This is a genomic window from Zymomonas sp. (assembly GCF_020216885.1).
Lineage (GTDB): Bacteria > Pseudomonadota > Alphaproteobacteria > Sphingomonadales > Sphingomonadaceae > Zymomonas.
In genome coordinates this window covers 1-10000 of sequence record NZ_JAIWON010000053.1, presented here as the reverse complement: position 1 = coordinate 10000, position 10000 = coordinate 1, and the positions used below count along the sequence as shown (strand labels likewise).

The following is a 10000-nucleotide window of genomic DNA, read 5'->3' as shown; positions in this document are numbered from 1 at the left end:
CATCTAAAGCAACGCCTTTGGTTTCAGCCAGACGAACAGCCGACCCCGTAATATGATGTGCCTCACGGAAAGGAATACCCGCTTGACGCACCAACCAATCAGCCAGATCGGTTGCGGTTGAGAAACCGGCTTCGGCTGTTTTTCGCATTTTTTCAGGAATAAAGGTCAGCGTCTCGATCATGCCCGTCATCGCTGCAATCGCCAAAGATAGCAAATCATGCGCTTCAAAAACCGGCGGCTTATCGTCTTGCATATCCTTTGAATAGGCAAGAGGCAGACCTTTCATCGTCATCACCAACGCATTCATACAACCGGCGATCCGTCCGCTATGACCGCGCACTAACTCCGCGGCATCAGGATTACGCTTTTGCGGCATGATGGATGAACCGGTAGAATAGGCATCCGGCAAAGAAACAAAACCATAAGGCTGACTTGCCCAGATAATGATCTCTTCTGCCAAGCGTGACAGATGGATAGCGGTCTGGGTCGCCGACATCAGATAATCCAAGGCAAAATCACGGTCTGAAACAGAATCCAGTGAATTGGCCGTAGGCGCATCAAAGCCGAGGGCTTTTGCTGTCTGATGGCGGTCAATATTGAACCCCGTCCCAGCCAAGGCCGCAGCCCCTAATGGCGATTGGTTCAATCTTTTACGACCATCCGAAAAGCGCGAACGATCACGACTTATCATCTCATAATAAGCCATCAGATGATGACCAAGCGTAATCGGCTGGGCGATCTGTAAATGGGTAAAGCCCGGCATCACGGTCGCGGCATGTTCTTCCGCGCGGGTAACCAACGCTATCTGGAGTGCCGTCAGGCCTTTATCGACCATATCAATGGCATCACGCACCCATAATCTAAAATCAACAGCGACCTGATCGTTACGGGAACGGGCAGTATGCAAACGTCCAGCCGCCGAACCGATCAAATCAGCCAGCCTTTTTTCCGTCACCATATGAATATCTTCAAGAGACCAGTCTTCTGGTACACCTTTTTCGGCATATTCAGCCGCGATCTTATCGAGGCCTTCCAAAATTTTCTGGCCATCTTCTGCCGTGACAATGTTACGGGATACCAGCATTTTCAAATGGGCTTTGGAACCGGCAATATCCTGTTGCCATAAGCGTTTATCAAACGGGATCGAGGCATTGATTTCCCGCATAATCGCTGTCGGGCCTTCAGAAAAACGGCCACCCCACATCGCATTGGAATCTGTCTGACGCTCAGTAATCATCTGTCTCCCGACTGGGTCATTACCCTGATTTTACCTAAAAAGAGGCAAAACAGCTATGATTATTCAGTAATATAGCCGCCTATATCCATGCCCATTCTAAAAAACACAACCGATTTTACGGTATAATGTGGCCTATATCGGCACTATCTACAAAAATTATAACATCATTATATTAAAGCAAAATATCACAACAATATCATGGGTCTATTTTTTGGCCTAAAATAGAAGTAGGCTCCATAAAAAAACGACGCATCTTTTTTTGATGCGCCGTTCTTTTGATATCTTTATAAGAAATCAGCTATTTCTGACTTCTCGAATAAATTACAGGCTCGCCAAGAGAATAGCGCGGCTGATATCCGGCGTAATAGCCTTATGTTCGCCCAGCTGGGACATGCCATGCGCTTCTAATTCTTTGACCAGCATATCAATAGACTCTTTCCCAACATCATAGTCTTTCAGATGGGTCGGAATACCTAGTGATTCAAAGAAATGACGGGTCTTTTCGATGGCAGCATCAATCCGTTCATCATCAGAACCCTGATCAATATGCCAAACATTCTTGGCATATTGCAGCAGCTTGCCTTTCTTGGCCTCTCTCTGATTTTGCAACAGCGAAGGCAGGATAATCGCTAATGTCCGACCATGGTCAATGCCAAAGGCAGCCGTCAATTCATGACCGATCATATGGGTTGCCCAATCCTGTGGCACACCAGCACCGATCAAGCCATTTAACGCCAAGGTTGCCGTCCACATAAAATTGGCTGCCAGATCATAATTTTTCTGATCTTTCAGCAATTCGGGGCCAATTTTGATTAAGGTGCGGAGCAGACCTTCTGCAAATTCATCCTGAACCATACCATCAACCGGATAGGTCAGATATTGTTCGGTGATATGGATAAAGGAATCGACAACCCCATTTGCCAACTGGCGCGGCGGCAAAGTGTAAACCTTTGTCGGATCAAGAATCGAGAAAACCGGAAAAACATGGTCGTTATGGAAGCCCCGTTTCGATTTGATTGACTTGCGGGTTACCACGCTATTCCGGTTCATTTCAGAGCCAGTAGCAGGCAAAGTCAAAACAGTTCCAACGGGCAAGGCTTCCTTGACTTTCTTGCCATCTGTTTCCAGAATTTCCCAAGGCTCGCCTTCATAAGGCACGGCGGCGGCCACGAATTTGGTGCCATCAATGACTGACCCGCCCCCAACAGCCAACAGGAAATCAACCTTTTCCTGTTTGACCTGCTCGACGGCTTTCATCAGGGTTTCATAGCTGGGATTGGGTTCGATACCGCCAAATTCAAAATAGGTGCGGTCACCAAGAGCTTTTCTGACTTCATCCAAAGTGCCTGTCTTTTGGGCGCTAGAACCGCCATAAAGGACTAAAACACGGGCTTCTTTCGACAAAAGCGTATCAAGCTGTGCAATACGGCCTTTACCAAAAACAATATGGGTCGGATTATAATAATCAAAATTGAGCATCAGTCTTTTCCGCCTTCTTATGCGTAAGAGGAATTATCAGCGACTATCTCCGCTATGTGGCAAGCCAACTTTGAAGGGGCAAGATGTCTTCTGACTTTCAATAACAAAAAACAAATGGCGTTGCCTGTGATAAGATAACCCAATACGCGCCTTGGGTCGGGATAGCCTGATTGGGCGGAACTGTCTTTAAAGATTTTACTGGATATGCCGGAGGATATAAAAATGGCAGGCAATATGATGAAAGAAGTTATCATCAAAGAAGCAGGATCAGCTGATGTTCTAACCCTCCATGATGCGCCTATTCCTACCCCAAAAGCAGATGAAATTTTAGTAAAAATTGTGGCGGCTGGTATCAACCGCCCTGATATCATCCAACGAATGGGACAATATCCTTTGCCACCGGATGCCACCCCGATACCCGGACTTGAAATAGCCGGAACCGTGATTGCCCTTGGTCAAAATGTCGAAGAATTCAAAGTCGGTGACAGAGTATGCGGCCTGACCAATGGCGGCGGTTATGCCGAATATGGTGTTATTCCAACCAAACAAACTTTGCCTGTCCCTGACAATCTTTCCTTAATAGAAGCAGCGGCGATCCCCGAAACCTATTTCACGGTATGGGCGAATCTTTTTGATATCGGTCAGGCAAAATCGGGTGAAACCGTGCTTGTTCATGGAGGCAGTAGCGGTATTGGCAGCACGGCGATCATCTTGGCGAAGGCTTGCGGACTGAAAGTTTTTACTACTGTCGGCAATCAGGAAAAAGCCGCTGCAGTCGAAAAACTCGGCGCAACAGCTATCAATTACAATGATCAGGATTTTCTGACAATTATTCAGGAAAAAACGGCGGGGAAAGGTGTTGATATTATTCTCGATATTATTGGGGGGTCTTATTTTTCCCGTAATATGAAGGCTTTGGCCTTTGGCGGTCGCCTCGTCATTGTCGGGGCGATGGGGGGACGGATTGCTGATAAATTCGATTTATTGCCTCTGATATTCAAGCGCGCCACTATCAGCGGATCCACCATGCGCGCCAGAACAGCCCATGAGAAAGCGGATATTGCCCGTTCGTTGAGAGAAAAAGTCTGGCCATTACTAGAGCAAGGCCAATGCCATCCCCTGATTGACAGTCGTTTTCCATTAGAAAAAGTGCAAGATGCCCATAAAAGGATGGAAAGCCGTGATCATTGCGGCAAAATCGTTTTGACGATGCCAGAGGCTCTTTTTTGATAAAAAAGGACAGGTCGTTTTGAAACGGCCTGCCTCCCTTCATCCATTGACTATTTTTATAAGATAGCGAGATGCTGTTTTCGGGTGGGTGCCGGAAATAATTTATCTAATTCTGCCAAAATAGTGTCATCCAGCACAATATTCAGCGATGCAAAATTTTCTCTTACATGGGCAATATGACCAGCCTTTGGAATAGCCATAATGTCAGGATGACGCATCACCCATGCCAAGCCTAACTGGGCAGGCGTAACACCAAGTTCCTGCGCCAAGGCGATCAAAGCCGGATTTTTCAACAAACGGCCCTGTTCAACCGGACTATAAGCCATAACCGGCATGTGATGCTTGCGAAGCCAAGGGATAAGATCAAATTCAGGCCCGCGACGGGTCAAATTATACAGGATTTGATCTGTTGTGCAGGCTTGACCACCGGCAGCAATCCACTCTTCCATATCATCGGTATCAAGATTGCTGACACCCCAACGGCGAATCTTCCCAGCCGCTTGCAAGGCTTCCATCGTCTCGATAGTTTCAGCAAAAGGCACGCTTCCTCGCCAATGCAACAGATAAAGATCAAGATAATCGGTGCCAAGGCGTTTTAGACTGGCCTCGCATACTTTTGGCAAGGTCTTGCGCGAGGCATTTTGCGGATAGGCTTTGCTGACCAAAAAAAGGCTTTCTCTTGGGGTGCCTTTGATCGCTTCCCCGACGCAAATTTCCGCAGCCCCTTCGCCATACATTTCCGCTGTATCAATAAGCGTCATGCCAAGGGCAATACCTTCTTTCAAGGCGGCGACTTCGGTCGCGCGGTTATGCGCATTGCCCATCATCCATGTGCCTTGTCCCAAAGCCGGCACTTTGGTGCCGTCCGACAGCTTCACATATTTCATCTTATCCTCGCTATGACAGGAATCGAGAAAAACAGTCTATCAAAAGACAACCGAGTCCATGAAGCTATAAGCGACGCCCGAAAAAATCCGCTTTGCAGGATGTATGACCGGAAACAGGGATAAGATGGCACCATATTGGCAAGAATAAGCCTGCCTCAATCAATACAGGCAAAAGAATTTTAAGTCAGGATGATTATAAGAGGAAAGCAGCCATAAGAATGGCTGGTGGAGCTGAGGGGAATCGAACCCCTGACCTCTGCAGTGCGATTGCAGCGCTCTCCCATCTGAGCTACAGCCCCATTTAGCGCATGGTGTTTAGCGTTCTAACCGATATCTTGCAACTATCCTTTTCCGCTTTTTTAAAATTTTTAAGGGAAACAGACAAAATCCGTTTCTATTCTCAAGCTATTTCAAAGATATTGCCCAGAAGGCTTTGTTAGAAAACCCTATTAAAGGCCTGAAATCTTTAGCCAAGAAAACAGAAAAAGCCGAAAGCAAAGAGCGGAATTGACCATAATTCCATCGGTAAGCCGAAAAACTGATGCGGGGCGTTATAGAATAGGCGGGACAGAAGCCCTCTTCTTGTTTCCAAGGCGTTGCGGTTCAAATAGCGCCCCATAACCCAGTTTATGAAGGCAACAGACCATGCGAAAAGCGAGGCATAGTCACAACGGGATGACCGTCCCATCTTCCGCATCAGCCAATCTTCGGCTGCAATGACAAAAATGAAAGTAAAGAAGGTAAGAATACCACGACCCCGATAGAGAATAATCATTCCAGCTTCCTGCCCTTCTCTATTTATTCGGTTCCTAATATTGACGATATAAGTTATTATAATATTCTATATATTAGAAATTTTAATTTTTATATTTTATACAATATGTTACACTTAAGCACGGAAATAACTCTTTCCCAATGAACATATCATCATCCTTTCGAAGGATCATAGCATGAATAGAAGTCTTTTTCAGAATGAACAGGTCTTTATCGCGCTTAAGACAGAAATAGATCTGCTGTAAATTTTTATAACGCGACCATAAAAAGAATGAACTTTTTATCCTGATAGACGTTCTGTTAAAGATAGGTTCAAACAGTGTAAAATTGCTATGGATTTAACATGAAGTTTAATAAACATTAACTATATAATTTTTTCTATATAGTAACAGCATACTTCATAAAAAGCTATTTATTGAAACAATACAAAGGCATGGCTTGACTATTATTTACAAATGCCATGCCTCGTTTTTAAAGGTGCCTTAATGTTCAAGAAGTCCCGATTAAAATCTTTTCTTCGACATGCGCCCGTCCTTCTATTGCCAGCCATGGCAACAGCGGCCTTTGCCAATCCAGATGGTCGTCTGCCAGAAGATATCAAACCTCTGCATTATGATATCTCGGTACAACCTAATGCCAAAGATCTCATCTTTAGCGGTCGTGAAAAGATTACGATCAATGTTCAGGCACCTGAACATGTAATCGCCATGAACGCTGCCGATCTGGTCATTGATGACATTACATTGGATGGCAAAAAGGTTGAATGGAAGCTGGATGCTCCTGCACAACAGCTTTTAATCAATACCAGTGACAATGGCACGATTCAGGTCGGTCAGCATGAATTGACGATCAACTATCGCGGTAGAATCAACCAGTCTTCCGCGGGTCTCTTCGCTGTTGATTATCAGGACAATGACGGCGCCCAGCGGATGCTGGTCACCCAGTTCGAACCTGCCGATGCACGCTATTTCGCACCGATGTGGGATCAGCCAGACGACAAAGCCACCTTTACAATGGCGGTAACGGCTCCGGCTGACGAACTGGCCTTCTCCAATATGCCCGTTGTCGCCACCGAAAAAAATGGCAACGATCTTGTTACTACCCGTTTTGCCGAAACCCCGAAGATGTCGAGCTATCTTCTCTTTTTAGGCGTTGGTAAACTTGATCGGAAAGCGGTTAAAGTCGGGGATACCGAAGTCGGTATTATTACCCGTCGCGGTGCGGCCGATCAGGGCGATTATGCTTTGCATGCGGCTTCCCAGATTCTGACCTATTACAACAATTATTTCGGCACGCCCTATCCTTTGCCTAAAATGGATATGATTGCCGTTCCCAGCTCCTCCCAGTTCTTCTCGGCCATGGAAAATTGGGGCGCTATCATGTATTTCGATCGCGCTGTTTTGTTTGATCCGAAACGTAGTCCTGAAAGCGCGCATCAGACCATCTTCAATGTTGTTGCCCATGAAATGGCACATCAATGGTTCGGCGATCTGGTCACGATGCAGTGGTGGGACGATTTATGGCTGAATGAAGGCTTTGCTTCATGGATGGCTTCCAAAGTCACGGGCGATCTCAATCCTGGCTGGAATGTTCCGGCGCAAACCGTGGCTTATGCTCGTCAGGCCGCCTTCTCAATGGATGCCAAGTCAACGACCCATCCGATCATTCAGCATGTCGGCACTGTGGATGAAATCGATCAGGCTTTCGATACCATCACCTATTCCAAAGGTCAGGCGGTAATTCGCATGATCGAAGCCGCCATTGGCCCCGATCAGTTCCGTGATGGTTTGCGCCAATATATGGCCGCCAACAAATATAATAACACGACGACTGATGACCTCTGGAAGGCGTTAAGTCAGGCATCTGGCAAAGATGTCAAAAGTTTCGCTGACAGCTTCACCCTGCAAGGTGGCGTTCCGCTTATCCGTGCTAGCGAACCCATAACGGCTGGGGGCATCACCCGTATCAATCTGGCACAGGATCGTTTTGCGCTTGATCCGGCATCGCATACATCCCGTAGCTGGATTGTTCCGGTTGCTATTGGCGCTGCTGGACAGCAGAAAGCTGCAACGACGGTGACGGTCAGTGGCCCCACCTATCAAACGGTTCAGGCATCGGTTGATTCTTTACCGATCATCAATCCGGGTCAGTTCGGCTATTATCGGACGCTTTATGCGCCGCAACATTTCAAAGACTTGAGCGATAAATTGCCAAGCCTGCCCTTGTCAGATCAGGTCGGTTTTATCAGCGACAGCATGGCTTTGGCCAGCGGCGGATATGAAAGCTTCGATCAACATCTGGCCTTGTTAGGGCAGATTTCACCGGATTCCGATCCGTTGTTATTGAATGTTGTTTCTGACCAGATCGCCAGCTTTGACGGTCGCCTCGACCATAGTCCGGTTCAGGCCGCATTCCGTCAGAAAGCAATAGCTCGTCTGAAACCGCAACTGACCCGTATCGGTTGGGCATCCTCGGTCAGTGACTCGACCGCTACCAGCGATTTGCGCGAAAGTCTGATTCCGTTACTCGGTAAAATGGGTGACAAGGAAACCATCGACACTGCCCAGCGCTATTTGAATAATGGTCTGGACAGCATTCCGGCTTCTATCCGCGAGGCAGTATTGCAGGTCGTTGGCTATAATGCCGATAACGAAATGTGGGAAAAACTGCGCGATATGGCCAAGAAGGAAAAAGATCCTTCCGGTCAGCGTCAGCTCTACCATGCCTTAGCAGCGACCAATAACAAGGAATTGGCAAGAAAAACGCTTGAGCTAGCTTTGACGGATGAAGCGAATGCGCCGACCCGCGCCGCTCTGATTTCAATCGTAGCACGCAACCACCCTGATCTGGCCTTTAATTGGGCAGTGGATCACCGTGAAAAGGTCAATGCCTTCATTGAAGAAACCGCACGGGCACGCTTCATTGCCAATCTGGCCTTGACGGGCGACAATATGGCTCTGGCTGGTCAGGTTAAAACCTACGCCCAGAAATATCTGCCGCAGCGTTCGCGTCAGTCTGCTCAGCGGGTTATCAACCAGATCACCTATAACAGTGTTCAGCGCCATCTTGTCGAACCGGCTTTGAAGCGCTGGTCAAACCAGTAATCGTCTTTCACAAGACTTTTAGTTCTAAAATCCCGTCTCTTCCGAGGCGGGATTTTTTTGTCTTTCCAAGGTCAGGATAAAAAGATTCAGCCTTTTACCAATCAGAACTGAATTTTTTGAAAAAATATCTTTTTTATAATCCAAGATGTATCGTGACCGCTATGGTTGACAGTATCCCTGTAAAAACTATGAACAAAGGCCTTCTTGCTTAGGCAATCATTCTATCGTCGATCATCGTTTTTCCGGCGAAAGACTTGAAATATAAGACAGATTCAGTGTGAAAATTGCATTTATTTATATTGCTGAGCCTTACCAGTGTTATCACACAGCTTCTGTCGCCAGCGAATTGGCGGCAATGCCTGATTGCGATGTCACAGAATATTATAGTTTTCCTGATACAGTAGAGCATTTGACCCGAATAAGGCGGATATTGAATGCGCCCGCCCTGAAATTACGTCCGTTGTTCAAGTCATGGAAGGCCAAGCTCTTGAAGCAAGCAAAAAGGCTTGATCAGGAACGATTGCTTGTCTTGCAAGACAATATTGAAGAACTGAATCGCTATGATGCGGTTGTTGCGACAGAATATACGGCCGGTATTTTAAAGCAAATGGGACTCAATCATCCTCAGCTTATTTTATTGATGCATGGGGCGGGCGATCGATATGTGAATGATGAGCATCTTGTCAAAGAATTTGATTTGACGCTGATATCAGGCGAAAAAGTTACCCATGATTTCAAACAAAAAGGCCTGATAACTGATCAAGCCACTCGGATTATAGGCTATCCTAAATTTGATATTTTTGAAGCCATTCAGAAAAAAATGGCCTACCCTTTTCAAAATTCGCGACCTTTTGCGCTTTATAATCCTCATTACAAACGGAATTTAAATTCTTCGCCTATTTTTATGAAGGCCTTGATTAAGGCTTTTAACGCACAAAATAGCTATAATTTGGTTGTCGCGCCTCATATCAAACAATTTTATAAAAGTTTCGCGATTAAAAAATACTGGCTCAAAAGACTGCAAAATGACCAAATCTTGGTTGATACAGGTTCTCCCGCTATGCTGGATATGACCTATACGTCGCAAGCTGCACTTTATATTGGAGATGTGAGTAGCCAAATTTACGAATTTATGGCGATCTCCCGCCCCTGTATTTTTCTCAATCCTCAAAAAATAAAATGGCAGAATAATCCTAATTTTCGCCATTGGACTATGGGAGATGTCGTAGAAGACATTGATGCCCTTAAACCTGCTATCGAATCTGCTCAGGCGCGGCATCATCTCTACC

Annotated in this window: 7 protein-coding genes and 1 tRNA gene; 3 read left to right on the top strand and 5 right to left on the bottom strand. The window is 46.2% G+C overall.

Going from position 1 to position 10000, the window contains the following annotated elements; all coding sequences use genetic code 11:
• Together argH and LDL18_RS02755 are read right to left on the bottom strand one after the other, a co-directional pair.
• Positions 1 to 1204 (bottom strand): argininosuccinate lyase (gene argH / locus LDL18_RS02760; RefSeq protein WP_296506890.1); only part of this gene is annotated, 1204 nt, incomplete at its 3' end.
• A gap of 354 nt (positions 1205 to 1558) precedes the next feature.
• The gene (locus LDL18_RS02755) at positions 1559 to 2716 is read right to left on the bottom strand and encodes an iron-containing alcohol dehydrogenase (RefSeq protein ID WP_296506889.1); all 1158 of its coding nucleotides are present in this window, start codon (positions 2714 to 2716) and stop codon (positions 1559 to 1561) included.
• A 222-nt stretch (positions 2717 to 2938) separates the two neighbouring features.
• Between LDL18_RS02755 and LDL18_RS02750 the strand changes: the two genes are divergently transcribed.
• Positions 2939 to 3946, top strand: coding sequence for an NAD(P)H-quinone oxidoreductase (locus tag LDL18_RS02750; protein ID WP_296506888.1), 1008 nt, complete (start codon positions 2939 to 2941; stop codon positions 3944 to 3946).
• Between the two features lie 56 nt (positions 3947 to 4002).
• On the opposite strand, the gene LDL18_RS02745 is transcribed toward LDL18_RS02750, so the two are convergent.
• The 3 genes from LDL18_RS02745 to LDL18_RS02735 all read right to left on the bottom strand — a co-directional run bounded on the left by LDL18_RS02745 (position 4003) and on the right by LDL18_RS02735 (position 5608).
• Entirely contained in the window at positions 4003 to 4833 is an 831-nt protein-coding gene (locus tag LDL18_RS02745) for an aldo/keto reductase (protein WP_296506887.1), read from the bottom strand.
• Between the two features lie 223 nt (positions 4834 to 5056).
• Positions 5057 to 5132: transfer RNA gene (locus LDL18_RS02740), tRNA-Ala, on the bottom strand.
• A 167-nt stretch (positions 5133 to 5299) separates the two neighbouring features.
• The gene (locus LDL18_RS02735) at positions 5300 to 5608 is read right to left on the bottom strand and encodes a hypothetical protein (protein ID WP_296506886.1); all 309 of its coding nucleotides are present in this window, start codon (positions 5606 to 5608) and stop codon (positions 5300 to 5302) included.
• A 484-nt stretch (positions 5609 to 6092) separates the two neighbouring features.
• Here LDL18_RS02735 and LDL18_RS02730 point away from each other — a divergent pair, with 484 nt between their 5' ends.
• Both LDL18_RS02730 and LDL18_RS02725 read left to right on the top strand, forming a co-directional pair.
• On the top strand, positions 6093 to 8711 hold the full coding sequence (locus LDL18_RS02730) for a M1 family metallopeptidase (RefSeq protein ID WP_296506885.1): 2619 nt from the start codon (positions 6093 to 6095) through the stop codon (positions 8709 to 8711).
• 277 nt (positions 8712 to 8988) lie between these two features.
• Positions 8989 to 10000, top strand: a 1012-nt coding sequence (locus LDL18_RS02725) for a CDP-glycerol glycerophosphotransferase family protein (protein ID WP_296506884.1), incomplete at its 3' end; no start/stop codon positions are given.

Coding starts and splice junctions, on each gene's coding strand:
- LDL18_RS02750 (WP_296506888.1), top strand. CDS start 2,939: ATGGCAGGCAATATGATGAAAGAAGTTATCATCAAAGAAGCAGGATCA.
- LDL18_RS02735 (WP_296506886.1), bottom strand. CDS start 5,608: ATGATTATTCTCTATCGGGGTCGTGGTATTCTTACCTTCTTTACTTTC.
- LDL18_RS02745 (WP_296506887.1), bottom strand. CDS start 4,833: ATGAAATATGTGAAGCTGTCGGACGGCACCAAAGTGCCGGCTTTGGGA.
- LDL18_RS02755 (WP_296506889.1), bottom strand. CDS start 2,716: ATGCTCAATTTTGATTATTATAATCCGACCCATATTGTTTTTGGTAAA.
- LDL18_RS02730 (WP_296506885.1), top strand. CDS start 6,093: ATGTTCAAGAAGTCCCGATTAAAATCTTTTCTTCGACATGCGCCCGTC.